Origin of the sequence: Anaerosacchariphilus hominis, from assembly GCF_014290175.1 — a bacterium.
GTDB classification, from domain to species: domain Bacteria; phylum Bacillota; class Clostridia; order Lachnospirales; family Lachnospiraceae; genus Laedolimicola; species Laedolimicola hominis.
Genome location: NZ_JACOOR010000005.1, coordinates 191,105 through 216,118 on the forward strand (window position 1 = coordinate 191,105; position 25,014 = coordinate 216,118).

Genomic DNA, 25,014 nt, shown 5'->3' on the forward strand with positions numbered 1-25,014 from the left:
TCTTCTGTTCCTTTTTCCGCTACTCTCTATTTATCGATTCCGGAAGGAACTTTCTATGAAGCGCTATCAGGGGAAATACCGTAAAGCCGATTCCCACCAAAAACAAAATAATTAAGACAACCGCCCCCGCGGCTCCCTCCAGCAGTCCGCTGCTGTCCAGGGCATCTGTCAGGCCTGACTGCACCTGGGAGTAGAGGTTGAAGGCCATATGAAAAGCAATTCCCGCCCACAGGGTCCTGTACTTCATGACTACATAGCCACAAATGAGACCGATCAGGAAAGCGTAAGCTCCCTGTACCGGATTCAGGTGGGCAATACCGAAATAGAGGGCCTGCAGCACATTGATAACCCAAAAGGCAGCTCCTGTCCGCTTCAGGTACTCGATGGACAGGCCGCGAAAAACCAGTTCCTCCGTAATAGGCCCGATGATTCCCACAGCCAGTACTGTCAAGATGCCCTGTGTTCCGATTCCGGCATCTTCCATCATATTGCTGTATTCTTCGATGAGCTCCGGAGAAAACAGATTCCAGACTGCCAGCAGCATCCCGATGGCGAACTGCATGCCGACGGCCAGTACCACCAGAAGTCCCACATCCTTTGCTCCCAGAAGGGATTGTTCCTTTGGAATTTCCAGACGCTTCTTCCTGTTCACGACTCCCGCGTAATACCAGATTCCCATGACGCCAAGCGCCATCATATCTGCGATAAATACTACGCTTAAGGTTTCACCGGAATAGAGCTGCGTCCCTTTTTCCAAGCCATACAGCACAATATAACGCAGCAACATTATGATGCTGGCTCCGAACTGGATCAAAAGCATCACAATCAGCGGCAGGGGACTTTTCAGATATCCACCAGCTTTTTTCATAGGCACCTCCGTAAAATGAGTCGCGTTTCGTTTCCTCTTTGATTTTATCATATCATAGGAGGAGGAAAATGGCTACTAAAAAGAAAGGGCGGATCGGTTCCTGCTTTCCCGGCGTTCGTTTTACTGTATGTTTGTCCATTTTAAAAAACTACAAAATCACCTCTAATAGGAGCCCCGCTCCCGCTGAGATCAGATAGAGGAGCGCCACGATCCCCACATTCTCTTTTGCCGGGTGATTTTCCCGAAAGAGGACTGCCAGGCCGACACCGGCTCCGGCGCACAGGCCTCCCATGGCGGAAGCCAGGCTCAAGCCGCCTGCCAGGTAAAGTTCCGTGATCAGAATGGAGGAGGCACAGTTGGGAATCAGTCCCAGAAGGGCCGTCAGGAAGGGCTGGAACCAGGTATCCTTACCCAAAAAGGTGGTCAGTGCATCCATTCCCACCAGACCCAGTACCAGGTTCAGAGCCGCCGTAAATACAAAGACATATATCGTCAGTTGAATCGTATGGCGGACCGCCGGCTTCACAATTCCGCTGTCGTCGCTACAGCCGCAGCCCCGGCACATATCCTCGATATGCTTGTGCTCCTTCTTACCCCGAAGCAGGAAGTCCAGAAGATAACCGGCGGCGATACCGATCAGCAGCTTACCGGCCAGCAGCTTCAAAATCACACTTCCACTGCCCGGATGGCTGAACAGAATCAGAATCGCCTCATCTGAAGTCGAAAGAAATACTGCCATCAGCGTACCCAGCGTAATGACCCCGCCGGAATAAAGATTCGCAGCGGCCACAGAAAAGCCGCACTGGGGTATGCAGCCAAAAACAGCGCCCACCAGCGGCCCCGCCTTTCCCATATGTCCCAGGGCCCGGTTCATAAAATTATTGGAATAATGCTCCAGCGTCTCCAGAATCAGAAAGGCAATCAACAGAAACGGCACTGTCTTGGCCGTATCCAGAAACGCATCCCAAAAAGCATCCAGAATCATCCTTACACCTCTTTCTACTACACACTTCTATAAGAAACCTCTGTTACCGACATTACAGCAGCTTTTCACATAAAAAGCGACATTGGTTTTTAGGATAACACGAACCGAAAAAATATGCAAGGAGCCCGTTCCAAAGTTTTGTTAATTTTTTGATAAACTTTCTTGCTTTTTCCCGATTCTATGTTATAATGTAGCTGTCTGAAAGCTTTTCGGACAAAAATAAATAATAGCGAAGTAGGATTTTATGCGTCAAGTGTTCGCAGGCTGGGGAGTCGCCGCGAAACGAAAAGGAGAGTTTTCACTCGGTCTTACGATATATTATCCGCACCCGTTGCTACAGATGAGTACATCTCATGTGTGGAGGAATCGGGCTTCATAAGCAGTCTCGATATTATTTATTTTGTAACTGTTTCTCACACACATACAGGAGGTGTATTTTTTATGCAATTATTTTCCAAGGATGCGTTCGCGTTTCGTGAACAGTTTAACAATCTTCGTAAAGTACAGAACATCTGTCTCTGCGGTCTCTTCGTGGCCGCCTATGTGGCTCTTTCCTTTATGAATCTGAAGCTTACTCCCTATCTGGAGTTCCGTTTCGCCTTTCTGGCACTGGCTGCCGCTGCCGCCTATGGCGGTCCCATTATGGGCATGTCCGTGGGTATCGCAGGCGATGTGGTCAGCTTTTTCGCAGCACCCCAGACCGGTCCTTTTTTCCCGGGTTTTACTATCAGCTACGCGATTCTGGGTTTCGCCTTCGGCCTGATTCTCTACCGCTCCAAGGTGACTCCTGCCCGCATCTTCACGGCTACCTTCTTTGAATTTGTCGAGGCCTGTACCCTGAATACCCTATGGCTCCATTTCATGTACGGCATGGAATGGAAATACCTCTTTACCATTCGTCTGGTAAAATGTATCGTTTCCCTGGGCATTAATACGGTACTGCTCTTCGTCTTCATGAAGGCCTTCTGTAAGATCATCGCCAGTGTTCTGACGCCCGCCAGCGTATCCAGATCTTAATATCAAAACAGATACTCCGCTTTCGGGCTCTGGCAAACAAACATTTCTTAACAATAACAAAAATGGATCGAGGACGCTCCCGCCCCGATCCACTTTTTATCTGATTCAAGTTTTTTATCCCAGACTTCTGCTTTTCTCCCGTCTCTGACCGATCCGGCTTCCACAAAGAAGAATCCCTCCCAGGGCCAAAGCTGCCAGAGCGCCCCAGGCTGCCAGAGGGCTTCCGTCTCCGGTCTTTGGAATCTGCAGCTTCACCGGACTTCCCGAATGATGATGACTTTTCCGCTGTTCCTGCTGCTGTCCCGGCGCATGGTACTGATTCCGAAAAGTAATATCCGTGGTCTTTCCCACGCTGCCTTCCCGCTCCGCCCAGATCTGCGCCTGAAGTCCCCCGTTTTCCCCATTGGTCACCCGGACAGTCACCCGGTATACCACTGTGTCGTAGGTGAACCGCTCAGCCCCGTCGGTAATCTGCCTAATCCGGTAGCTATAGTCCCCGGGCTTCGTATAACGTATCGGCCCGAAGGTCATACTTCCCGCTCCCGTCCGGGTCAGAGTCGTATGCTCCGGCACGGGCGCTTCCGGTGTCAGGGCTTCCAGAGTCACACGGTAGTCCTTTCCTCCGGGAATATTATCACCGGACACCTCTATTTTCACCGGAAGCTGCACCTCGCAGGCATATTCCGCCGCATGGACATTTCCGGAAAACCCCGGAAACAGCATACAGCAGCACAGCAGGAGAACTGTCCCCAGTCCTTTTTCCAGCTTCTGAAACATTTTATGACTCATCTTTTTCACACCTCCTTCTTCTGTCTCCTGTTCTGTATCAGTATTGCGATTTTAACCGCCCAAATACCAGTACCCGACCGTTGGTTTCCGTCTCATCTGCACAGGTAGACAGTGCCAGAATCCGATCCGCCGCTGTCACGCCCGTCTCCCGGTACTGCACCGCATGCTCCCGGATATAGGATAACAGTGCCTCCCGGTCCGTCTCCCGCCCGCAGTCATAGACACGTCTGTCGTAAGCATCCGTCTCCAGGCAGGCAAACAGCTCCAGCTCCCAGGTCTCATGTGCCATGCGAAGCTCTCCCTCCGGATGCTCCTGAAAATACACCGCTTCCGTAAATCGGGTTACATCCCCGAACATGGCCCCGTTTTCCATATGGTGCCCGTAAATCAGGCTGTAGCCGTCCGAGAAGTCCGGACTGTTCAGGCAGGAAAGGAAGATGGAACCGGACAGGGAAAATTCCCCGTATACATCCCGGTTAATATAATCCAGATCTGTCTCCCCCTGCAGCACCGGATAATCCATATGGGTTCCTTCTATGGTAAGCCAGGCCTTCACATCCGGGTTCAGGGCCTGGAGCTCTGCAAAACCAGCCGTCCCGCTCTCCGTTCCGGGCTTATATCGCAAAAGTTCCTCTGACACAAAGGCATTTTGTTCAATCCTGAAATTCTCCCAGAGGGAATAGCCGCCGTACAGCAGCATCGACAGAATCAGGACTTCTGCTGCCAGGTACAGAAGCCTGTTACCTATGGACGCCGCCAGCCCAGCCGCTTTCCACATCCTTTCCATGTCATCTTACCGCGTATGGCTGCCTCTGCGGCGGAAGAAGAAACCAAGCACACCTGCCAGTCCCATCAGAAGCGCATAGGGTGCGGCCGTCAGAACGATACCGGTGGGTGCGGCCGTTGTCCGGTCGTTGATGACTTTAACTGCCGTATGATCTTCGTCTACCGTACCGGTTTTTTCTCCGCCCTGATACGTGGTTGTGTAGCCATCTTTTCCATAATCCGCCTCTTCCACTGTATAGATATCTCCTTTTGTCAATCCGAAGATCTGGATGGAACCGGTATCCTTGATCTCATAGCCCACAGAAGCCGCGCCGCTTTCCAGATGCTCCTCCCGGGCCTCTGAATTTCCATCCGTTTTTATCAAAACCTTATACCACTCGCCAGACGCCCCCTGTACCTTCACGTTAAAAGTAAACAGTTTATTCTTGTCTCCCTGATTTCCCGTTACCTCTTTGGTAAACGTGATATCATGGGTCATGTTATTCTTCTGGCCGTAATCATTTTCAAAGATCAGATCGGCTTTTTCTGTCTTCGCTACTTTTTCACCATCCTCCTCTACCATTGTAGTCTTTGTGGAAACCACATTTCCCACATACGGATTTCCGTCCTTCACATAAACATATACATACACGTCGTAGATGGTATCATCATAATCAATACCTTCATAGGGCGTTTCGGGTGTCCCCTCTTTCACCTGATAATGGTAGATACCGGGGGCTTTATCCTTGAACACCGCTTCGTTCACCTGGAGTGTGGCTGTACCGGTGTATACCCCTGGCATCGTTTCTCCCTCCGGAATCTCGCCGGGCGTAAAGGAAACTGTCGTAATGGCACTCAGCCCTCCTTCGATACCGGCCAGTACCGGGTTTCCATCGTACTCTCCCTGCTGGCCTTTCGTTACGTTAAATGTAAAGCTCGTGGCCGGTGCATAGGTGTTTCCATCCGTCAGTACCTTCTTCGTCAAAGTAATATTTTTTACTGAAGTATTTCCGTCTCCTGCCACTCCCTTCTTCTGTGTGATACCCGCCGCCATGGCTGTGGTTCCCACCATGGAAATCAACGCCGCTCCGGTCAGAAGACCTGCTGCATATCTGCCCACTCTGTTTCTGAATCCATTCTGTAATTTCATCAATGATTCCCTCTCTTTCCTGATCTCGTCTACAGCTCTGTTCTCCGGTTCACTGCAAGTACGGTTCCTTTGATTTCTGAACGCTTTACTGGTCCGAAATACCGGCTGTCTTTGGCTCTTTCCCGATAATCACTCAGGACAAATACTTCATCTTCTTCCAGGGTAAGCGGGTATTCCACCGTTCCTTCCCAGGCAGGCGTCGGATAATAAATATCCGTTTCCATCATCCGGCTTCCGTTCAGATACAGGGCATCATCCCGGATCTCCACCCTATCGCCGCCCCGGGCTACCACCCGGCTCACGTAAGTTTTCTTTTCCTTTCGGAATACAATCAGACTCCGATCCTCCGGCTGCTTATCCAGCCGATAATACAACACCAGATCTCCGGCCGCCGCCTTTGGCATCATAGAGTCATCCTTCATGGAGGTAACTCCAAAAAGAACGCCGAACAGCAGCCAGAAGGTCACTGCCATCACCGAAAGCCGCAGGAGAAACAGTCGAATCTCCAGCTTAGTTCTTTCCTTTTCCATGAGTTCTCCGTCTGCGGTACCCGTTGATTCCGATCATACTTCCGCCGCCTGCGCCAAGCACTGCGGCCGCAGCCAGCCAGCTGTTCAGATCGGGCAGGTTCACGCCTGTGGGGACCTGCACTTCCCGGTCATTCCGGAATGCTACGGAAACCGCCGTCTTTCCGATGATTCCCTTTGCCAGCTGTCCTTCCGCTTCTTTCTTCTCTTCTACTGTCACATAAGCGGTGTAGCCTTCATTCTCAGCTTCCTTCACCTGATAGCTCCAGCCTGTGGGGACCTGAATTTCTATGGTTTCTCCGTGCTTCAGAGTAAAGGTGTAGCTGTCCTTTCCTGCCGTGAGCTGCTGCTTCTCCTGCCCTTTGATGGCCGGAAGTGCCGTGGTAAAGTTTTTATTCCTCCGGGTCAGCGTCAGGGTAAAGGTAAAGTCCCGGTTTTCCTCTGCCATATTGCCTGTCACGGTCTTGGATACCAGAATGCTGCTGATCTGCAGTTGAACCACCGGCTTCTCATAGCCTTCGGTCCACTCCTTCCCTCGATAGGTATAAGTCACGGAAGCGCTGTCGTTGGAGTAAAAACCTTCTTCTTTCCTATGGCTTCCCGTATCCGGGCCGCCCTCGTCTGCCTTTCCGTCTTTGTCTTTATAAGACGCGCCCCGTTCAAAATACTTTTCATAGGCCCGATCGGAGGGCGTGATATGCACGGTCACCCGATAGGTCCAGCCATTCTGAAGCTCATACTTCTCCGGAAACCGCAGAAGCAGCTGATGACTTTCTGCCGCATAGCTCACTGTGGTTCCCTCCGGCACTTTCTGTTCTTTTCCGTTCTGATCCAGCGCCAGAAGTTTATAATCCTCAGGCTCCAGAGTCACAGCCTCCCCGCCGCTCTTATCCAGCAGCGTCACATTCTCACTGAGCGTATCCCGGATACTCACATCCGTACACACCAGTCTGGTTATGCTGCCTGCCATCTCTGTAAAGGCCTGTTTCAAAGCCGTCAGGTTTCCACAGAGATAGGGCTTTTTCTCATCGCTGAAGACACAATTCTTATTGTTCTCCCACACCTTCTCACTGAGATTTTTCAGTGTATCCGCATTGATGCCATCCTTATTTCCCAGACCGATGGTATAGAAATAGTCTACGCCACGGAATCCTGTGGCTTCCGCAAGGGCCGCTTTCGAGCAGCTCCCTTCTCCTTGCACATGATTTCCATTCCAATCGCTCGAATCCCCATCCGCGTTTCCTGCGCCTACGGTCATTCCATTTTGATTATAATAAAAGGTCGGATACCCGTCGGACAGGAAAATCACCACTTTTTCCGCATCAGATCTGGCATAAGCCAGCTGTTGTTTTCCGATTCGGAGGCCTGCCTGATAGTTGGTTCCACCACTGGGCGTATAATCCAGGATCCCCTCACCGCTGTATCCGTTTGCATTTTTACTAATCTGGAATTTATCCGCCGTATTCCATTCCAGCTTTACAGTTGCATCCTGAAAAGCTCCAGTCTCCTTCGAACCGCTATAGGTCACAATACTATAACGAACATCCAGTCCCCTATTGGCTTTCAGGGTATCGATCAGCTGCTGAATCGCCACCTTGGCATTATACCAGCGGCTGTCCTTATATTGAACCGGATGTTCCCAGGTATTCTCGGTTCCATCCATATCCTCCGTCATGGAACCGGACTGGTCCAGAATCAACAGCACATCCAGCTTTTTCGGCTTGGTCTCTGATCCTGCCTGTCCCGTAACCTCCAGGGTCAAATCGTAGCTTCCGTCCTCCAGCCGGTTCAGATACTTCCGATGGGCCAGAGAAGGGGTAGCTCCGCCTCCGGAACCGGAACCGCTTCCCGGATCCAGCGGGTCTGCCGGGGTGTTATAGTCCAGGTATAGTCGATTAACGCTACTCTTATTGGTCTCCGTCCAGCCGGAACTTCCGCCTTTTCTGCCATAGTACAACACATTTTCTGCTGTCTGGAAGTTTGATATCGTGGGCGCTTGCAGTTTTTCCCCCGCCGCATAAATCACATACCAGTTACGATCATTCTGACCCTTCAGTTTCACCATCTTCAGGCCGGTGACCTCTTCCAGGCTGTCTCCGACCTTGATACGGGTTTCCCCGGAAGCCGCATAGGTCTTTCCGTCTGTCCCGGTCACGGTGGGGAGATTGGTCGGAATCGGAACCTCGTCCAGATCAACGGAACCCCAACCGGATGACTTATCAGCTGTATACCAGATCAGATTCCCCAGCTGTTTCGTCACATCGCCCAGTTCCTCATAACCGCCATCCGCCTGCCGGGTTCCCGCATAGAGGGAAATCGGAATCTCCTTCGGCACAGAACTTCCAGCCCCCAGCTGCCAGGTAACCGTATAGCTGGAGAAACTTTCGGTGGCAAATTCCGCCCGCAGGGTTTGGGCACCGCTCTCTTGCTCCAGGGATACGCTTCCCTCACCACTCTCTGCCAGCTCCGCCACGGTCTCCGCGCGGGTTTCTCCATTCTCCTCCAGAATATGGCTGATAACCAGCTCCTCCACGGCTGCTTCCTCCGGGATCATATCCGGCATAATCACCGATACCTGCACGGTTCCCTCTGGCTCCACTTCCTGCCCGTCTTTCTCAAAATGCAGATCCAGGGCCGCGATTCCGTCAAACTTCACACCGGACTTCTCCACTGTCTCCCGGGCCCGGGCAAAGGCATTGCTATCCTCCGAAAGCTTCTCGGCCTTCAGCTGTGCCCCCTCGGGCAGAACGCCTGCCGCCGCCTCCGCATGAATCTCCCAGCCCTCCTCACAGGTAGCCGTATACTCCACATGCTCCTTCTGTTCTTCTGCCTTTGGCGTCTCCTCCCCCTTTTCTTCAGAGGGCTCTCCGGAAACCTCTTTTAACTCTGATGTGTTTTCAGCTTTCTTTGTCTCTTCCATAGGTTCTTTCACAGCTGCTTCCTGCGTTCCCGATTTTTCTTCCATTTTCGGAAGTTCTTCGCTTTCTTCTGTTTCTACCTGCTTCTCTTCCGGCAGCTCCTCTGCTGTTTTCTGAATCTCCGCAGCCTTTGCCTCCTCAGCATACACAAAGCCTCCGCCATCGCCAAACGCGGAGAATATCAGCGCCAGAGCCAGAAACAGCGCCCAGAATGCTCTTTTCTTCCTCTTCATTTCTGATTCTCCTTTTCCTGCATGTGAATATTTTCTGGAACTATTTTCATTTTTCCCAATCTCCCGGTCTTTATACCTCCCCCCTTTCCGGTCTCCTATCAGTGTATGCGGGAGCCTGTCCCCGTATGCCCGGGATTTTCTATAAAACCTCTACAAACTTGCAGCCTCTTGAATATCCATATTTTTACATCTTGAAAAATAAAAAAAGAGAGCCCGCAAAAGACTCTCTTTTTTACGCTTTGTTTATTTCTCCATACTTTTTCTGGCCGCTTCCGTGTGCTCCAGATAAATCTGCCGCACCTTCTCATACTCGCCCAGACCCTTCATCACGCAGGATACCTGATAGCCCTCCGCCTCGAACTGGCTTCTCCAGGAGTCCTCGTCCTCGCCGGACATATCGTGGATAGCGTGATCGCCAGCCACCACCATAAAGGGGGCTAAAATCAGCTTTTTCGGTGCCAGTGCTTTTAACTGCTTCTTCAGGGATTCCATGGATGGATAAGCCTCCACGGTTCCCAGAAAGGTCCGATTATAGCCCAGATCCTTGAAGGTATAATCCAGGGCTGCGTAAACGGTATTGGCATAATGGGTGGTCCCGTGTCCCATGAAAACCAGCGCCTCATCCTCTGCAAGGGCCGGGAATTCCGACATGACTGCATGTAGCACTTCCACATTGTCCTCGGTGGTGGTAAGCAGCGGATCACCAAAGGCAATTTTTTCAAAGGCGTCCTTTCGTGCCAAAACATCTTCTTTCATCAGGTCATTTTCAATTCCATTGATGATATGGGTGGGCTGCACAATCAGCTCCTGCACGCCGTCCACGATCATCTGATCCACAGCCTCCGCCACTGTGGAAACCACTATCTGATCCCGGCGTTTCAACTTGGCAATAATCATCTTGCTGGTCCAGGCCCGGTACAGGGTATACTCCGGGTATGCCGCCGCAATATCTGCCTCAATGCGATCAATGGTCTTTTCCCGGGTCTTATGAAAGCTGGTACCGAAGCTGACCACCAGAATCGCTTTTTTCTTCTTTTCCATTGCTTTTTATATCCTTTTTTTCAGAATTCTGATACTTACTTTCCGGCCAGAATCTTCAACGTGGTGATGGAGATATCACCCACCACCGCCAAATCCTCTGCCTGGTAAGCATAAGGAAAATTGTCCTCGAAAAGGATCTGGGACGCAGGCGGGAACTCGTCGTCGCCGGTCCAGAGAATAAAGCGTACGTGCAGGCCATTGATGTACTCGAACTCGTAGGAAGCGTCGCCCAGAGTCAGCTTCTTTGCTCCCAGCTGTTCCATGGCTTCGCAAAACTTGTCCAGCTTAAAACCGAAAGCAAACTTCAGTCTCGTCAGACACCGGCCCTCGAACTGCCGGAAGTACACCTCGCCCCAGGGTACTTCCCGGTAGGTCAGATACTTGCCGCTGCTCTTTACCACCTGGCCGGAAATCAGAAAACGAAGCACACTGATCTTCGCCGCCACGGTATCCAGAAGCAGGAACGCGCCCTCTTCCTCCTCATGCTCCTTATGCACTGCGAACTCCGGATAATCTACCAGATAACGGTAGCCCATCAGGCGCACATGAAACTGCTGCTTCTCCTCATTGTATTCGATGCCGCAGCGCTCGGCTGTCTCCTTCGGGTCGATCTTCTGATATTCATTCAGATAATGCTCGAAGGGGATTCTCTCTTTATTGTCCTTTTCGTAAGGAAATTCCATGGTTTTCAGTCTCTCTTTCTCGTATTCATTCTGTCTTTATAACTGTCCCATCACGGTCGGGAACAGGGAACTGTCCGTATGGGGCAGGAAGCAGCAAGCCACAAACTCATCCATATAGCCCGGCTCGGTGGAAAGCTCCAGATAAGTCATATTCTGGGCCAGCTCATAGACCTTCTTCTCCGCCTTGGTGGACAGCAGCATGGCATAAGCGCCGCACAGGGAAGAGTTACCGATGTAGTGATAATACTCGATGGGAATATCCGGGAACATACCGATATTTACTGCGTTCTGCATATTAATACCGCTTCCGATACCTCCTGCCACATAGACCTCCTCAATCATGCTGATGTCGAAGTCCAGACTCTTCAGCATGGTACGGATGGCGGAGAAAATCGCGCCCTTGGCACGGATGAAGTTGTCAATATCTACCTCGGTAATCTCCACGTCCTTGCTGCCCGCAGCCTCCTCCTCGAAGGCTAATACATAGCTGCCCATACCGTAATGATCATGCTTAATCCGCTTACCCTCCCGGATAAACTTGCCCTTGGGGCTGATGATACCGCAGCGGAAAAGCTCCGCAATCACATCGATGATACCGGAACCGCAGAGGCCGATGGGCTTCTGTCCCGGATCTCCGATGATGTCAAAGGTGGGCTCCATGGTCTCTTTATCAATGGTACACGCCTCGATAGCACCGTCTGTCGCACGCATACCGCAACTGATATCGCCGCCCTCGAAAGCCGGTCCTGCGGAGCATGCGCAGCTCATCATGAAATCAGAATTACCGAATACCAGCTCTCCATTGGTTCCCAGATCAATGAACAGGGAGAAATGGGGCTGGTTCCAGATCATGCTGACCAGTGCGCCGGCGGTGATATCGCCGCCCACGTAGCTGCCGATATTCGGCGCGATAATCACATGGGCATCCGGATGTACATTCAGGCGGATGTCAGACGCGTAAATGGAATTCGTTTTATAGAAAGCCGGAATATAGGGCTCCATACGCAGGGGGTCTGCATTGATACCCACCAGCAGATGATTCATGGTGGAGTTGCCGCCCACAGACAGACGGTAAATCTGACGGGAGCTGATACCTGCCGCCCGGCTCATCTGCTGAATCATAGGATTCAGGGTCTCGTCGATGATGGCGTCCTGCAGCTTCTTATGTCCGCCCGGCTTCTGGGACTCGATAATACGGTTGATCACGTCGGCGCCGTAACGGATCTGTCCGTTACCGGAAGACGCTTTTGCCAGGATCTTACCGGTGAGCATATCTACCGCAACTGCGGACACCGTGGTAGTACCGATATCGATAGCCAGTCCTGCTGCCACCACATTGGCTGTCTTCTCAAATACATCGTATACGAACACGTGCTTCTGATTCTGGGCAATAACACACTGCACTTCAAAATCGCTGGCACGCAGTACATTCGGAAGCTCCATCAGAACAGAGAACGGAAGCTCGATCTTTTTAATACCGGTTGCCGCCTGCAGCGCTCTTGTGAGACGCTCATTGTCCGGCATGGTATCATCCAGGGTCGGTACGTCCATCTTCAGATCGATGATACGAATGTTATTACCCAGGGTCAGATCGGCCTCTGCCAGATGCTCCATACAGTCGTCAAATATCTTAATCTCCTGGGGGGAACTCAAATCCGCCACCTTCATACGGCTGCGGTACGCGGAAGCGATATCCGGCACCATCACCTGCACATCGCCTGCCACGGTACTGCAACAGGCCAGACGCCAGCCTTCCTCCCACTCTTCCTCATTGATATGGCGGGTCTTCTTGGAATCCAGCTCGCCGCCCAACAGCTTCACACGGCACTTTCCGCAGGAACCGTTACCGGAACAGGGTGCGTCGATGACCACATTGGACTTCCGCGCCGTTTCCAGCAGGTTCTCTCCTGCCATAGTTGAAACCGTCACTTTTTCGCCGTTTTCAAACTGGAATACTACATTTGCCATTTATCTTCCTCCTGACTTTTCCCTCTCTTGAACAAAAATCCCTTTGGTAAGAGTATAACATACTCCTCCTGCTTAGTCCAATGCAACTTGGCGGATTTTGTTTGTTCTTTCTTTTTGTCTGTTTTTCACTAATCCGATGGAATTTTGTTGACTTGTCAGAAATTTTTAAGAATTCTTCAGAATTTATAACTTTATTCTAAATAATTGATCATATTTTTGTAATATATTTTTGTTAGAATATCTACAAATAAAAAGAACGCAAAATGAGGTGAGCCTATGAAAAAATTATCCTGTTGTTTCCTTGCCGCATTCCTGGTCCTGACCCTTTTTCTGGAACCGTTCTCCGTAAAAGCAGAGGAACCGATTCCGGAAGCACCTGCCATTCAACTTCAATACACGGAGCTGGAAGAATCCGAACGCTGGATTTTGGACGAAGTTCTTTCTGATTATGTATCTGAACATGTTATTGAAACGGAAGAAGCCGCTGTTCCCTGCACCATCGGTGAGCAGGTGGACCGGGATACCGCTTCCTACCTCTTTTATCAGGATGAGACCCAGGAAGGTATCCTCTATACCGCAGCCGGATACGCCCTGAACCGGGATGGCGGCTATGTCTACTTTACTCTGACCTCCGATGCTCCCCTGGATCCCTCTACCGTGGATCTGGAGATTGCCCGAAACTTCGGAAGCATCGGCGATACAGATTCCCTGACCTAGCTTTTACAAATGGGATGCTCCTTATAAACCGTTCCCTACGTAAAAAAGAATGTGCCGTTGGCACATTCTCGCGCCGAGGCGCGGTTGCCTTGGCAACCATCTACCGCTGCGCCGAGTGCGCATCTTTGCAAGCTCTGCTTGCTTTCATGGAATAGGGAATTCTATCGGAATTTCCTATTCCATGACAAAAAGCCCAGGCTTTCTTTCTGAACAGCCTGGGCTTTCCTTTGGATTTTCTTTTCTGCAATTCTGTTTAAATCAGTCCGAAATGGGTCAGGGCATGGGAGATACCTCCCTCTCCCACTCCGTCGGTCACATAGTCCGCGATTTCCTTCACTTCCGGATCGGCATTTCCCATGGCCACGCCGATCCCTGCATACTCCAGCATTTCCATATCATTTTCCCCGTCTCCGAAAGCAATGATTTCTTCCCGACAGATGTTGTAATGACTGATCATCTGCCGGATCCCCTTCGCCTTACTATTGCCTGCGGCAATGACATCCACGCCGTATGGATTCCAGCGGGTCGAACTGCAATGGGGCATATCCTTCAGCAGCCGGTTCACATCCCCGTCATCCGCAAACACATTGATGAGATAAACCGGATCTCCCGTGACACTGCCCATCTCCGGCAAATCCGAGGAAATATCTGCCTGGGTTTTCCGCACCCGGTCGTTGATAAAATTAATATAAATCCTGTCCTGCTCCACGAAAGATATGGGCAGTTCCTTTTTCTCAAACCAGCGAATCGCCGTCTTCCGGTCCTCCTCATCTATGGCGTGAGCATCCAGCACTCTGCCCGCTTTATCCAGGCAGATCTGGCCGTTCAGGAGTACATGGCCGTCAAAATCCAACTCTGTGATCCCAAGCTTGCGCAGTTCACTGATATGGCGGCCGGTGCCGGTAAATATCCGTATGCCCTTCTGCCGAAGTCTTTTTAAAGCTTCCTTTGTATCCTCCGGAATCTGTCCCACACTATGATCCATCAGAGTTCCGTCAACATCAAAAAATGCCGCTTTTATCATCCGTAATCTTTTCCTTTTTCCTTTCTGCGCTTCTACTCCGCGTCCAGAATCACCACCCGGAAGGCCTCGTCCTGCTCATCCAGCCAGAGGAGGCAGCGGGTGCCCGCATGGATATCTTCCACGCTTAAGATATTCCGGGTCCGGAAGGGCTTCACATAGGCGTTGTCAGGAATCACGTAGGTTTCCCCGTCGGTGGCCTTTACAGTCCGGTAGCTGTTGTCCTCCATGGTAGGTTCTTCCGCAATCACCGCATAGAGGGGCGCATCGCCGTCCTCGGGAATATTCGCGATCACCACATAGGGCGTACACTGGGGCGGCAGGGACATGGTCATGGCCGGTCCGAGATAGGCAACAAAGCTGCCCTTTTCCACATCAGACAGATTCAGTGGAATTCCACTTCCAGCGTCTGCTAAAATAGTATTCTGCGGGTCGATGGTCAGAATCATCTCCCCCTGGGAGGAAATATCTGACTGGTTATCTACGGTAAGCTCGCTTTCGGAAATATCCTCTATGGTTCCATAAATTCTCGCTGGAATATCCTCTTCGTTCTCTTCCTCTTCTTCCGATGACTGGCTGAATTCTCCATCTATCGTCTCTGTTTCATCCGGTTTCACTGCTTCCTGATCAGTGCTCTCACTGCCCCGGTTATCCGTATTCTTACTTCCACAGGCTGTCATAGCCGTCAGCGCCAGTGTTAATCCCAGTAATAAAGTCAGTTTTCTTAATTTCATATGGTTCCTCCTAAAAATAGTTTTCCCTCTGGCCTGCCTCTCCCGGACAGGTCAGTACCATTCTATCAGAAGATTACAAAAAAAGAAAGCCTACCCCCGGATTTTTACTTTCCAATTTCCGGGAGCAGGCTCTTCTCTCATGCATCTGTTTTCGATGGTTCTCTAATAATGTTGTTCTACAGCAGTGCTTCCACTACCTTCTCAAGATTATCACGGATCTGGATATGCTGCGGACAGACTGCCTCGCACTCGCCGCACTTGATACACTGATCGGCGCGGTTTCTTCCATGGTCTTTTACCAGCCAGTTTTCCTGATGCAGGGCCAGGCCCTTATCTTTGTACAGAGTCAGGTAGTTCATGGCCGTGAAGGATCCGGAGATTCCGATGTCCTGGGGACAGACTTTCGCGCAGTAATTACAAGTGGTACAGGGGAGCAGCGGAATTTTCGCCAGCTCTTCCGGAGTGAAGCGGTGTCAAAGTAGGTGAATCCGGCTTCCAGAAAGAGGTCTACCATCTGCTTTGTCTGCTCGATGTCGATCTTGCATCCTATTAAAAATAAGAAAAATGGGATATTGACTGCAAGCAGCCAAATCCCACTTTCCTTATTCTTAGCACTGCTTAATGCTTCGCTACATAATCGGGTCAAGTCCCAGTACCGGATGATTCTTCTCCTGAAGGAATGCCATCAGGGATTCTTCATCGGTTGCTACAGTCTCGTCGGCGATCATGTCGGTGAAGTTGTCGATGCCGTATTTCTCTTTCGCAGACTTGTTCAGACGCTCTGCTACGTCGTCCTTCAGCTCCTTGGGCATCCATACGATACGCTCGAAGCCGCCCTCAGCGCTCATGAACTTCTTGGATGCGATGAAGTGACGTCCGTGGCCCATAAAGCCCGGTGTCTGTACGCCGCCGCCTGTCATACTTGCCAGCTCGCCGAAGGTCATGCCAAGGGGCGTCATGCCTGCGTACTCACGGTTGGCAATGATAACGCCGTTGGAGAAGGGCTCGATACCGCAGATACACTCAAAGCATCCGCAGGAAGTCATCGGGTCTTCCATGATAGAGTACAGGGTTACCTTCTCAAGTGCTCCCTGGGTTGCCTCAGCTACCATACGATTTACATCCGGGTAGATACCCTTGACTTCATCCTCGCAGCCTTCCTTGGAAATCGGCTGGCAGGGTCCTGTGGGGTTCAGCTCCTTGGTTGCCTTAGCGTCCAGCCATGATACGGCTCCGCAAAGTCCCAGACGCTCCGGAGTAACCACGCAGCAGTGTGACGGTGCGAAGGACTGGCACAGAGTACAGGTGTAGAACTGATCTACACTCTCATCGGTCAGGGTCTCCAGACGCTCGTCACGCTTCTCATAGGTGGGCATTGCTACAGTATCCAGAAGCTCCTGAACCTTATCAGTATCGGTTACGATGGTAACCTGACATTTATCTACAACGATATCGAACTCGTCCATGATCATGTTGTAGAGAACCTCTGCGAAATGGGTCAGACGAAGTCCTGCCTCGTATGCGGCCTTGCTTACACGGACACGAATCTGATTTCTCTGGCCGGTGTGCATCACACCTTCCATATAGTTGTACCATGCATGGATCTTACGCTCGATAACCGGCTCGAAGTCAGGCTGCATCTTTGCTCCTGCCACCTGTACATAGGTCGCCAACGCGAAGGTCTGTCCCTGCTCCAGCTCATCCAGATCCTTACCGATGATAGTGATCTTGTGATCCTCGATGTCGTCTGCGTTACAGGTCTGTACCAGCTCGCAGGTGGGCGCCTTATGGGAGCTGAACTCTACCTGCATATCGCCTCTACGGATAATCTCGCCTTCGAATGCGGAAGCGAATGCTACCGGAATCGGAAGCTCGGTTACTTTAATCTTGATGTTACGCAGCTCCAGGGACTTCTTTACAGTCATGCTGTGATCCAGAACAGACTCCAAAGCACCCGGAACCTGGTTCTCGCCCAGATCCACGTCTACGACTACCGGGAAGCCCAGTGCGATAGCGCCTGCGCCTGCGGATACAACCACCTCGTTCAGAGCGCCGAAGGTATTTACAAATGCCGGTACTCTTTCCTTGGTGTATTTCAGCAGTCCCGGCAGATCGCCCGGTGTAACATTACCGAAGATCAGAGCTGCACGGATCGCTACGGTTACTACATGAATCACTGCAGTTACATCATGTCCCAGCGGAACTACACGGAAGTCCAGACCGATCTTCACGCCGCCCTCGGCACACTGCTCGATGACATCGCCGATCAGGAAGGTCATAATACCCTTGCTCTGGTAATCTTTTACAACTGTCACTACATCTTCTGCATTGTCAGCCTTGCCGAGTACAACCGCTACGCCGGGAATATCTCCGGTTACAAGCGGAACGCCCAGAGAACGGATAACCGGGTCCGGTACGAAACCGATGCCACTGTCCTCTGCATACGGATCTGCATTGTCCACATACTTCAGAGCCTCAATGATTTCTGCTCCCACTGCGGTAGCCAGACCTGCGTTCAGTGCCTCGCCCAAGTCTTCCTTATTGCTAATCAGGCTTTTCAGTACGCCTACACAGGCCGGCAGATCGCCAAGCTTACTTACCTTTACGCCTGTAGCTGCGTAGATGGTCGGCAGGAAGTACGCCGTATCCGGCATCGCCACCTTCTTGTCTTCACCATACTTTGCAATTGCGTCATTGACTGCGCCTTCTGTCAGTCCTGCAACTGCGTTTGAGCCTCCATAGATTAAATCTGTTAATACGCTCATTTCTTATGTCCCTCCTTGGGTTATGTAGCTGTTTTCTTTTGAAAACGGCCCTTAATGATTAAATTTTAGCACTCCTGTATAAGGAAGTCAATAACCCCGGGGGAGGGTTTTGGTGAAAATGTCCTCGAAATGATATACAGCAAAACGGACCTTGCAAGAACATGCAAAGTCCGCCGTCTATTTCTTCTCTCAATACAATCTTCTATCGTTGCTATAATACCTTACTCAGGAAATCAATGGTTCTCGGCTCCTTCGGATGGGCCAGAACTTCTTCCGGTGTACCCTGCTCCACAATGTAACCGCCTTCCATGAATACCACCCGGTCTGCCACCTCGCGGGCAAAGCCTATCTCATGGGTTACGACCACCATGGTCATTCCCTCTTTTGCAAGCTCCTTCATAACCGCCAGAACCTCGCCGACCATCTCCGGATCCAGCGCTGAAGTAGGCTCGTCAAAAAGCATGATATCCGGCTTCATGGCAAGGGCGCGGGCGATGGCCACACGCTGCTTCTGGCCGCCGGAGAGCTGGCTCGGAAATGCCTCCGCCTTATCTGCCAGGCCTACGCGGGTCAGAAGCTCCATGGCCTTTTTCCGGGCCTCATCCTTGGTCATAACCTTCAGATGTACCGGAGCCAGCGTCATATTGTCCATCACATTCAGATGATTGAACAGATTAAAATGCTGGAACACCATACCGATGTTCTGACGCACCTTATTGATATCCGTATGCTTGTCGGTAACGTCGTGTCCATCCACCAGAATCTGGCCTGCGGTAGCTGTCTCCAACTGATTCAGGCAGCGCAGGAAGGTGGATTTACCACTTCCGGAGGGTCCCAGGAGTACCACCACTTCTCCCTCGCTGATGTCCATACTGATGTCCTTTAAGACTTCCAACTTACCGAAATTTTTTTTCAGGTTTGTTACATGAATCTTATTATCTGCCACGGTTTACCCTCCTCTCGATTCTCTTTGCCAGCTTACTCAGGGTAACGATGACAATCATGTACATAATACCGACGATGGCCCATGCCTGCAGAGGCTTCAGGGTATTGCCGGAAATGGTTTTACCGATCAAGGTCAGCTCCGGGAAGGCAATTACAGAAAGAATCGAAGTATCCTTCAGAGTAATGATGAACTGGTTGATAATGGATGGAATCATGGTCCGCACTGCCTGAGGAACTACCACCAGTGCCATGGAAGAACCATAGGAAAGACCCAGACTACGGGAAGCCTCCATCTGTCCTCTGTCCACGCTCTCGATACCTGCACGGATAATCTCTGCCATATAAGCGCCACAGTTCAGTGAAAGGGCAATGGTACCTGCCTGAAGGGCACTGAGCCGAAAACCGGTCATTCCCATCCCCTGCATTCCCGCCGGAATACCGAAAAATACAAAATATGCCAATACGATAAGCGGCACGCCACGGATCGCGTCCACATACACGGTACCGATGAGATTCAGTACCCGGTTGTGACCCACATTCATCAGACCGAATATCATACCTATCACTGTCGCTATTACCAGGGTGAGAAGGGTCATCAAAAGTGTCTGTCCCATTCCCCTCAGCAACATTCCACCATAAACCTGAAGAATTGATGCCATAAATCTGCTCTCCTTATTCTTTTATCCTCCCGCCGTCTGCGGGGCACTGCAGAATACTTCCTGCATTGTGGAAGACTCCGGTACCGGGGGCTTCCACAGTACAGGAAGCAGCCGCTTTAAGCGGCTGCCCTGCTGTATGTTCGCATCTCTTAGTTTCCAAGGTACTTATCGAGAATCTCATCATAAGTTCCGTTGTCTTTGATCTCTTTCAGACCGGCGTTAAACATATCCAGGAACTCCTGATTCTTCTCATTCATAATAGCCAGACCATAGGGAGCTACATCGCTTGCTGTGCTCTCTGCAATAACCAGATCCAGGTTACCGCTCTTGATGGAGTCTGCCATGATCGGCTTATCCTCTACGCAGGCATCTGCCTGTCCCAGAACAACTGCCTGATACATGGTCGGGGAATCCTCATAAGTATCTACCTTAAAGCCGTACTCATCCTTCAGGCTCTCTGCATACTGTGCGCCTGCTGTCGCATTCTTAACTGCAACAGTCTTGCCCTTCAGATCCTCCAGAGTCTCGATTCCGCTTCCGGTCTTGGTCGCAAATACCTGATAGGAATCATAGTAGGAGTCAGAGAAAATCCATCCGTTAGCCTTACGCTCATCGGTGATGCTTGCGCCTGCCAGCAGTGCGTCTGCCTGTCCGGCCTGAACAGCTGTTACAGCGGCATCCCAGCCAAGGCTCTGAATATCGATCTTGAATCCCTGATCTGCTGCAACTGCCTTGATAATATCCACATCGATACCTACGAAATCACCGTTCTCATCGGTGTACTCGAAGGGACGGAATACGGTATCCATAGCAATCACCCATGTCTTATCGGATGCTGTGGTATCCGCGGTGTCTGCTGTATCCTCAGTCTTAGTCTCTGTCTCGGCTGCTGTGTCAGCTCCCTTGTCAGAGGATCCGCATGCCGCAAGTCCCAGTGTCATACTTGCTACTAATGCCAGTGCCAGTAACTTCTTCATAATATTACACTCCTTTTCTCCGGTCTGTAAACCGGTCCTATTTAACATAAGGGCGATGTATTTTTCTATACACCGCCCTTGATGCCACTTCATAAGTATAATTTTTTCTTTTATTGTTGTCAAGCAAAAAAGTTTTTGTCTTCCCGAAATTCTGTCTTTTTAAATGAGCTTTGCCGCATCCAGGACCATCTCCACAGCCTTGTCAATCCCCAGTTTCTCTGTATTGATGGTTAAATCGTAGTTCCGGGCATCCCCATAGATCTGCTTCGTATAATACTCGCAGCTCTTCTTCCGGGAGCGCTCCGCGTCCCGCACATCCTTCTCCACCTGGGAAATCGGTACGCCCGGCATCATGGCGGACATACGGTTGACTCTCCAGTGGAAGCCGGCATGGGCAAATACGTGGAGACAGTGATCGAATTCCCTTAAGATGTACTCGCTGTTCCGGCCTACAATCACACAGTTCTCATGGTTCGCCATCTTCCGAATGGCGTCCCTCTGGGCCTGCCAGAGTTCTTCGTCCAGGGGTTTATTGTAGAAATCAAACAGACTCTGGGCAAAGCCAAAGCTTTTCGGCACTCTCTCATCCCATTTCCGCACCAGCTCCGGATCCAGCTTTGAATTGGCCAGGGCTGTTCTCAGAATGATATCCTTATCGTAAAACTCAATCCCCAGCTCCTTCGCCACTCTCCGGCCGATTTCACCGCCGCCTGCACCGAATTCACGGGCTATGGTAATAACCTTTTTCATGAAAAATTCCTCCATTTCCTGCCGCCGATTTCGCCGACAGATTCTATTTAGATTATAACGGACATTGACGGTCAGGGCAACCCCTTTCTCACAGAATGAATGTGCCATTGGCACATTCCTGCGCCGAGGCGCGGTTGCCTTGGCAACCATCTACCATTACGCCGAGTGCGCATTTTTGCAAGCTTTGCTTGCTTTTGTGGAATAGGGAATTCTATCGGAATTCCCTATTCCACAAAAGGAGCAGCCCCGGTTTCCCGGAGATGCTCCTTTTTAAGCTCTTATTCGACTTCGAATCCGAATTAAACCTCAAGATAAGAATCTGCGTACAGATTGTTGTTCTTGATGATATCGCAGGACTTGATGGTCTCCATCAGTCTCAGGTCGTTCGGGTTTACGATAGCGGAGGTCAGACCGTTCATCATAGCCATAGCTACCATAGCGGAGTCCATGATCGGACGGATGTGCTTCGGCATACCGTTGGAGTTATTGGACAGACCGCCGGTGGACTTCATGCCCATGTCGGAGATCATCTTGATAAACTCCAGAACCTGCATCTGCTTGTCCTGCATTCCCTTGATAACCAGGAATAACGGGTCAAACCACATATCCTCAGCAACGTCCATACCATGCTCCATGCCTCTCTCCATCAGAGTCTGCATGTACATCATACGCTCGTCGTTGTCCTTAGCGATTCCCTCGCCGTTGCACAGAGCGATAACGATAGCGTCGTTAGCTGCTGCCAGGTCAACGTACTCCAGTCTTCCAGAAGCGTCAGCGGAGTTAACGATGGGCTTTCCTTTTGTACGGTTGTATACAGAGATACCAGCCTCGATAGCTGCTACGTTGGAAGTATCCAGTGCCAGCGGAACGTTGTCGAAGTTGCCCTGAAGCAGCTCAACGGCCCACTTCATCAGCTCCGGTCCGTCATTCTCAGCCGGTCCGATATTAACGTCCAGGTATGTAGCGCCTGCGTCCAGCTGCTGCTTTGCTCTCTTCAGGATCGGCTCCGGATCTCTCTCGGAAAATGCCTTATTTACAGCCGGTGCTGTGGTGGAAAGTCTCTCACCGATGGTAACAAATTTTGCCATAGTTTTGTTCTCCTTTTATTATAAAATAATTAGATCTCGCCGTTAGCCTGCAGATCCTTCAGGAACTTCACAAGCTGTACTGCCTCGTTGGGGGCTACGATAACTTCCCAGCCCGGCAGCTTCGCCTCGATATCGCCCTTCAGAACTGCTACCTTTCCGGGGATGATCAGCTTTCTGCACTTAACCTTCGGCTCTACGTTCTCCTGGATGAACTTGGATACAGAGGTAGAAGAAAGCTTACCAGCTGCCCAAGCAGTCAGTACGGAAAGTCCGCCTGCGTCGTTGATGATCAGGTTGCAGGGAACGCCGGAACGCTCCAGCTCGCCGGATACTACGAAGTAGGTCAGAGCGAAGTCTACAGTGGTCAGACATACGGAATTCTCATCGCCGCCGTTCAGCGGGTAGATGCCCGGCTCAACCTTCATGGGCTTCTGCGGGTCGGTAAATACATTCTGGCGCAGACCATACAGCGGCAGAGCCTGTGCATAGTCCATGCCTTCCATAACGATGATGGAACCGTATTTTACAGTAAACAGTGAAACAAGAGCTGCCTGCATGGTCGGATCTCCGGCAGCCAGTGCTCCTACGTTAACGATGGAGGGATAACCGAAGGTTCTGTTCTGATCCTTCAGAGCCGCGCGACGAATCTGTACGGTGGTAGCAAACGCGTCCTTAACAGAAGCAGTACCTACATTCAGTACCAGGTTCTTATTGCCCAGCTTCTCAAGAGCTGCTGTGGTATCATAGAGCTCGTTGATGTCTGCGCCGCGAACGCCCAGAACAACGCCTGCCTCAGTAGCGACAGCGCTCATAGCCTCGTAGTTGGAAGCGTCTGCGCCATCCAGAACCGGCTTTGCGTCCTTGCATACTGCCAGAGCTGCCTTAGCTGCCTCAACATCGGTACAGTCAAGTACCAGCGTCTTGCCGCAGTCAGCTGCCTTCTTAACCAGCTCCACATAAGCATCAACGCCCTTATCTGCACAGTAGGACAGATACAGCATCTCAACGTGCATACGCTCGCCGATACGGTCGTAATCAACCTTCTTAGCTACCTCAAGCTTCGCGTCGATATCCTCGTCCGCGCTGCAGATGGATACTGCGTATCTCGGCTTGCTTACAAAGGTCTTCTCATGACGGCAGAGAACGGTCTCGCCGCCCAGTGTGTACTCAGCCTCGCCGGTACCAACCTTGATGGTCTTCATGGGCGGAGCAGTTGCCTCTGACAGAGTAGCCAGCGCTTCTTCGGACATATGCGGACACTTGCTGAGTTCTACAGCGCCCTGAGCAACCTTCATAGCAAATGCCATACAGGTCGGGCTTCCGCACTCCTTACAGTTTGTCTTCGGTGTTAATTTAAAAATATCCAAGCCTTTTAATGCCATGGTAAATTTCTCCTCCTTCCTCGATTAAACCAGTGCTTTAATTAATTTTGAAATCGTTGCAACCGAGGTCGGATGTTTCAAAATTACTGCATTGGAGCCGGATGCCAGTACTGCTGCGGCTGTCTCAACTTCCATATCAATTCCACGCTCTTCCTGGGATCCCCACTCCGGCATATCTGCTTCGGAAGCCATAGCCTCTTTTACATTCCATGCCTCGTCAGCTACCGGTGTCATAATCGGCATCTGAAGCTGTACATCACCCTGAGCCAGAGCTGCTGCCTTTACACGATCCATGGTAGATACTACGTACTCAAAACCGTATCCGGCTGCTGCGGAACCTACGTTCATGACAACGTTAGCCTGATCTACGCCCAGCTGTCCGATCAGCACGTTCAGCTGTTTTGCAAGGTTGATATCTACGGCAGACTCTGCTCCGACCTTCTGGCCGTAAGCAAGACCAGCTGCTGCTGCAACTGCCTTGTAGTTCTCTTCTCTTGCGGACAGGATCAGTACGTTCTTTCCCTGAAGCGCTTCTGCAACCTTGGAGAAAAGCTCTGCATCCTTCTCTACATTCTTACATCCCTCAATTACAAGAGGAGCTGTGATCGCGTCGCCAACCTCTTTCGCGATAGCTACGCAATCCTCAACGGAACGGTTCTCGCCATTCGGATCCGCTCCCTCAAAGCGGAGAACAACGAAATCTGCTCCAGGCATTTCTTCGGCTTTCTTTGCAATCTCTGCAAAAGTTGTAGCACCTGCATAGTAGTCCTTGATTCCTGCAACTTCATTCTCCAGACCCATGTCTGTAATCAGAACTCCAATCTTCGGTGCATTCTCGATCGGCGCGTCGAATGTATAAAACGGCAGTACATTCTCTCCGCCAAGCTTCACTGCCTTATCTCCGGTTCCGATTTCTACGGTACGGATAGCAGCGTTGAATTTTCCTGATTTTCCAGTAAACGGCATTTCTTAGTTACCTCCTTGTCCTTTACGTGGTTTTAACGCATAGGGGCATAGCCCCTATGCGTAAAC

Annotated in this window: 23 protein-coding genes and 1 riboswitch; of the genes, 2 read left to right on the plus strand and 21 right to left on the minus strand. The window is 51.0% G+C overall.

Annotation, left to right across the window (positions count from 1 at the left end; genetic code table 11):
* Window positions 1-19: 19 nt before the first annotated feature.
* Both H8S44_RS10230 and H8S44_RS10235 read right to left on the minus strand, forming a co-directional pair.
* A complete protein-coding gene (locus H8S44_RS10230; protein WP_186873591.1) occupies window positions 20-868 on the minus strand; it encodes a CPBP family intramembrane glutamic endopeptidase in 849 nt (282 codons plus the stop codon).
* A 148-nt stretch (window positions 869-1,016) separates the two neighbouring features.
* Entirely contained in the window at window positions 1,017-1,853 is an 837-nt protein-coding gene (locus H8S44_RS10235) for a putative manganese transporter (protein ID WP_186873592.1), read from the minus strand.
* Between the two features lie 228 nt (window positions 1,854-2,081).
* Window positions 2,082-2,189: riboswitch (THF riboswitch) on the plus strand.
* A gap of 105 nt (window positions 2,190-2,294) precedes the next feature.
* Between H8S44_RS10235 and H8S44_RS10240 the strand changes: the two genes are divergently transcribed.
* Window positions 2,295-2,870 (plus strand): folate family ECF transporter S component, encoded by a 576-nt coding sequence (locus H8S44_RS10240; protein ID WP_186873593.1) that lies wholly within the window; start codon window positions 2,295-2,297, stop codon window positions 2,868-2,870.
* A gap of 114 nt (window positions 2,871-2,984) precedes the next feature.
* Here the strand turns inward: H8S44_RS10240 and H8S44_RS10245 are convergent, their stop codons facing one another.
* From H8S44_RS10245 to acsV, 8 genes are all read right to left on the minus strand, one after another.
* Complete coding sequence (locus H8S44_RS10245) at window positions 2,985-3,659, minus strand: Spy0128 family protein (RefSeq protein ID WP_186873594.1); 675 nt, start codon at window positions 3,657-3,659, stop codon at window positions 2,985-2,987.
* A gap of 37 nt (window positions 3,660-3,696) precedes the next feature.
* Window positions 3,697-4,446 (minus strand): class B sortase, encoded by a 750-nt coding sequence (srtB, locus tag H8S44_RS10250; RefSeq protein WP_243167557.1) that lies wholly within the window; start codon window positions 4,444-4,446, stop codon window positions 3,697-3,699.
* 6 nt (window positions 4,447-4,452) lie between these two features.
* Window positions 4,453-5,574, minus strand: coding sequence for a DUF7601 domain-containing protein (locus tag H8S44_RS10255; RefSeq protein ID WP_186873595.1), 1,122 nt, complete (start codon window positions 5,572-5,574; stop codon window positions 4,453-4,455).
* 29 nt (window positions 5,575-5,603) lie between these two features.
* A complete protein-coding gene (gene lepB, locus H8S44_RS10260) occupies window positions 5,604-6,104 on the minus strand; it encodes a signal peptidase I (protein WP_186873596.1) in 501 nt (166 codons plus the stop codon).
* Entirely contained in the window at window positions 6,085-9,252 is a 3,168-nt protein-coding gene (locus H8S44_RS10265) for a vWA domain-containing protein (RefSeq protein WP_186873597.1), read from the minus strand. Before H8S44_RS10265 ends, lepB begins: the two co-directional genes overlap by 20 nt.
* A 243-nt stretch (window positions 9,253-9,495) precedes the next feature.
* Window positions 9,496-10,293 carry a sirohydrochlorin cobaltochelatase gene (locus H8S44_RS10270; protein ID WP_186873598.1) on the minus strand — a complete coding sequence of 266 codons (798 nt, stop codon included), beginning with the start codon at window positions 10,291-10,293 and terminating at the stop codon, window positions 9,496-9,498.
* 35 nt (window positions 10,294-10,328) lie between these two features.
* Complete coding sequence (locus tag H8S44_RS10275; protein WP_186873599.1) at window positions 10,329-10,976, minus strand: DUF3786 domain-containing protein; 648 nt, start codon at window positions 10,974-10,976, stop codon at window positions 10,329-10,331.
* Between the two features lie 36 nt (window positions 10,977-11,012).
* Entirely contained in the window at window positions 11,013-12,944 is a 1,932-nt protein-coding gene (gene acsV / locus H8S44_RS10280; protein ID WP_186873600.1) for a corrinoid activation/regeneration protein AcsV, read from the minus strand.
* Window positions 12,945-13,220: 276 nt separating this feature from the next.
* On the opposite strand from acsV, the gene H8S44_RS10285 reads away from it, so the two are divergent.
* Window positions 13,221-13,661: a hypothetical protein gene (locus tag H8S44_RS10285; RefSeq protein WP_186873601.1), complete on the plus strand. Its 441-nt coding sequence runs from the start codon at window positions 13,221-13,223 to the stop codon at window positions 13,659-13,661.
* A 253-nt stretch (window positions 13,662-13,914) separates the two neighbouring features.
* Here H8S44_RS10285 and H8S44_RS10290 read toward each other — a convergent pair whose 3' ends face one another.
* From H8S44_RS10290 to acsD, 11 genes are all read right to left on the minus strand, one after another.
* Window positions 13,915-14,685, minus strand: a complete 771-nt coding sequence (locus H8S44_RS10290; protein ID WP_186873602.1) for a Cof-type HAD-IIB family hydrolase — start codon at window positions 14,683-14,685, stop codon at window positions 13,915-13,917.
* A 32-nt stretch (window positions 14,686-14,717) separates the two neighbouring features.
* Window positions 14,718-15,416 carry a hypothetical protein gene (locus H8S44_RS10295; RefSeq protein WP_186873603.1) on the minus strand — a complete coding sequence of 233 codons (699 nt, stop codon included), beginning with the start codon at window positions 15,414-15,416 and terminating at the stop codon, window positions 14,718-14,720.
* A 176-nt stretch (window positions 15,417-15,592) separates the two neighbouring features.
* Complete coding sequence (locus H8S44_RS10300) at window positions 15,593-15,868, minus strand: 4Fe-4S dicluster domain-containing protein (RefSeq protein WP_186873669.1); 276 nt, start codon at window positions 15,866-15,868, stop codon at window positions 15,593-15,595.
* 177 nt (window positions 15,869-16,045) lie between these two features.
* A complete protein-coding gene (gene acsB / locus H8S44_RS10305) occupies window positions 16,046-18,181 on the minus strand; it encodes an acetyl-CoA decarbonylase/synthase complex subunit alpha/beta (RefSeq protein WP_186873604.1) in 2,136 nt (711 codons plus the stop codon).
* 211 nt (window positions 18,182-18,392) lie between these two features.
* Window positions 18,393-19,127 (minus strand): amino acid ABC transporter ATP-binding protein, encoded by a 735-nt coding sequence (locus H8S44_RS10310; RefSeq protein ID WP_330593572.1) that lies wholly within the window; start codon window positions 19,125-19,127, stop codon window positions 18,393-18,395.
* Window positions 19,117-19,785 (minus strand): amino acid ABC transporter permease, encoded by a 669-nt coding sequence (locus tag H8S44_RS10315; protein ID WP_186873605.1) that lies wholly within the window; start codon window positions 19,783-19,785, stop codon window positions 19,117-19,119. Before H8S44_RS10315 ends, H8S44_RS10310 begins: the two co-directional genes overlap by 11 nt.
* Window positions 19,786-19,934: 149 nt before the next feature.
* The gene (locus H8S44_RS10320; protein ID WP_186873606.1) at window positions 19,935-20,762 is read right to left on the minus strand and encodes a transporter substrate-binding domain-containing protein; all 828 of its coding nucleotides are present in this window, start codon (window positions 20,760-20,762) and stop codon (window positions 19,935-19,937) included.
* 159 nt (window positions 20,763-20,921) lie between these two features.
* The gene (locus H8S44_RS10325) at window positions 20,922-21,512 is read right to left on the minus strand and encodes a cytidylate kinase-like family protein (RefSeq protein ID WP_186873607.1); all 591 of its coding nucleotides are present in this window, start codon (window positions 21,510-21,512) and stop codon (window positions 20,922-20,924) included.
* A gap of 299 nt (window positions 21,513-21,811) precedes the next feature.
* The gene (acsE, locus tag H8S44_RS10330; RefSeq protein ID WP_186873608.1) at window positions 21,812-22,600 is read right to left on the minus strand and encodes a carbon monoxide dehydrogenase/acetyl-CoA synthase methytransferase subunit; all 789 of its coding nucleotides are present in this window, start codon (window positions 22,598-22,600) and stop codon (window positions 21,812-21,814) included.
* Between the two features lie 29 nt (window positions 22,601-22,629).
* Window positions 22,630-23,982: an acetyl-CoA decarbonylase/synthase complex subunit gamma gene (gene acsC, locus H8S44_RS10335; RefSeq protein WP_186873609.1), complete on the minus strand. Its 1,353-nt coding sequence runs from the start codon at window positions 23,980-23,982 to the stop codon at window positions 22,630-22,632.
* Between the two features lie 24 nt (window positions 23,983-24,006).
* Window positions 24,007-24,948: an acetyl-CoA decarbonylase/synthase complex subunit delta gene (gene acsD / locus H8S44_RS10340; protein WP_158361985.1), complete on the minus strand. Its 942-nt coding sequence runs from the start codon at window positions 24,946-24,948 to the stop codon at window positions 24,007-24,009.
* Window positions 24,949-25,014: the final 66 nt, after the last annotated feature.

Bases quoted from the DNA above. Each gene is read 5' to 3' on its own strand.
- H8S44_RS10230 (WP_186873591.1), bottom strand. From the start codon at position 868: ATGAAAAAAGCTGGTGGATATCTGAAAAGTCCCCTGCCGCTGATTGTG.
- H8S44_RS10235 (WP_186873592.1), bottom strand. From the start codon at position 1,853: ATGATTCTGGATGCTTTTTGGGATGCGTTTCTGGATACGGCCAAGACA.
- H8S44_RS10240 (WP_186873593.1), top strand. From the start codon at position 2,295: ATGCAATTATTTTCCAAGGATGCGTTCGCGTTTCGTGAACAGTTTAAC.
- H8S44_RS10245 (WP_186873594.1), bottom strand. From the start codon at position 3,659: ATGAGTCATAAAATGTTTCAGAAGCTGGAAAAAGGACTGGGGACAGTT.
- srtB (WP_243167557.1), bottom strand. From the start codon at position 4,446: ATGGAAAGGATGTGGAAAGCGGCTGGGCTGGCGGCGTCCATAGGTAAC.
- H8S44_RS10255 (WP_186873595.1), bottom strand. From the start codon at position 5,574: ATGAAATTACAGAATGGATTCAGAAACAGAGTGGGCAGATATGCAGCA.
- lepB (WP_186873596.1), bottom strand. From the start codon at position 6,104: ATGGAAAAGGAAAGAACTAAGCTGGAGATTCGACTGTTTCTCCTGCGG.
- H8S44_RS10265 (WP_186873597.1), bottom strand. From the start codon at position 9,252: ATGAAGAGGAAGAAAAGAGCATTCTGGGCGCTGTTTCTGGCTCTGGCG.
- H8S44_RS10270 (WP_186873598.1), bottom strand. From the start codon at position 10,293: ATGGAAAAGAAGAAAAAAGCGATTCTGGTGGTCAGCTTCGGTACCAGC.
- H8S44_RS10275 (WP_186873599.1), bottom strand. From the start codon at position 10,976: ATGGAATTTCCTTACGAAAAGGACAATAAAGAGAGAATCCCCTTCGAG.
- acsV (WP_186873600.1), bottom strand. From the start codon at position 12,944: ATGGCAAATGTAGTATTCCAGTTTGAAAACGGCGAAAAAGTGACGGTT.
- H8S44_RS10285 (WP_186873601.1), top strand. From the start codon at position 13,221: ATGAAAAAATTATCCTGTTGTTTCCTTGCCGCATTCCTGGTCCTGACC.
- H8S44_RS10290 (WP_186873602.1), bottom strand. From the start codon at position 14,685: ATGATAAAAGCGGCATTTTTTGATGTTGACGGAACTCTGATGGATCAT.
- H8S44_RS10295 (WP_186873603.1), bottom strand. From the start codon at position 15,416: ATGAAATTAAGAAAACTGACTTTATTACTGGGATTAACACTGGCGCTG.
- acsB (WP_186873604.1), bottom strand. From the start codon at position 18,181: ATGAGCGTATTAACAGATTTAATCTATGGAGGCTCAAACGCAGTTGCA.
- H8S44_RS10315 (WP_186873605.1), bottom strand. From the start codon at position 19,785: ATGGCATCAATTCTTCAGGTTTATGGTGGAATGTTGCTGAGGGGAATG.
- H8S44_RS10320 (WP_186873606.1), bottom strand. From the start codon at position 20,762: ATGAAGAAGTTACTGGCACTGGCATTAGTAGCAAGTATGACACTGGGA.
- H8S44_RS10325 (WP_186873607.1), bottom strand. From the start codon at position 21,512: ATGAAAAAGGTTATTACCATAGCCCGTGAATTCGGTGCAGGCGGCGGT.
- acsE (WP_186873608.1), bottom strand. From the start codon at position 22,600: ATGGCAAAATTTGTTACCATCGGTGAGAGACTTTCCACCACAGCACCG.
- acsC (WP_186873609.1), bottom strand. From the start codon at position 23,982: ATGGCATTAAAAGGCTTGGATATTTTTAAATTAACACCGAAGACAAAC.
- acsD (WP_158361985.1), bottom strand. From the start codon at position 24,948: ATGCCGTTTACTGGAAAATCAGGAAAATTCAACGCTGCTATCCGTACC.